The sequence below is a fragment of the Shewanella sp. SM87 genome (assembly GCF_025653705.1).
Taxonomy (GTDB): Bacteria; Pseudomonadota; Gammaproteobacteria; order Enterobacterales; family Shewanellaceae; genus Shewanella; species Shewanella oncorhynchi.
In genome coordinates this window covers 1-503 of record NZ_JAKKSC010000103.1, presented here as the reverse complement: position 1 = coordinate 503, position 503 = coordinate 1, and the positions used below count along the sequence as shown (strand labels likewise).

General features: G+C 45.8%; 1 rRNA gene. It reads right to left on the bottom strand.

Annotated elements, in window-relative coordinates:
- Nucleotides 1–238 (bottom strand): 16S ribosomal RNA (locus L5M11_RS23865); the annotation flags it as partial.
- Between the last annotated feature and the right edge of the window lie 265 nt (nucleotides 239–503).

The window sequence follows — 503 nt, the reverse complement described above, 5'->3', positions numbered from 1 at the left end:
CCTAGGTTCATCCAATCGCGGAAGGCCCGAAGGTCCCCTCCTTTCCCCCGTAGGGCGTATGCGGTATTAGCAGTCGTTTCCAACTGTTATCCCCCTCGACTGGGCAGATCCCTAGGCATTACTCACCCGTCCGCCGCTCGCCACCTCAGRAGTAAACTCCCTTGTGCTGCCGCTCGACTTGCATGTGTTAGGCCTGCCGCCAGCGTTCAATCTGAGCCATGATCAAACTCTTCAATTAAAGTTTTGTTGTTTGACTTACGTCAAACGGCTCAATGAATTCTACTGTTTTGATTCGCTTTGCTCACTAAGAAACATCGCGTTTCAATTCATACATTACTGTATGTACATATTACTATGAACACTCAATCACCCTTCCCGTAAGGAGAATGACTTGAAAACATTGATTTAAATTTTTGACTGCCAACCCTAAGGCTAAGCAGTTTCGATTAACTCAACACCTGTGAGTGTCCACACAGATTTCTTGTTTTATCTTGTTAAAGAGC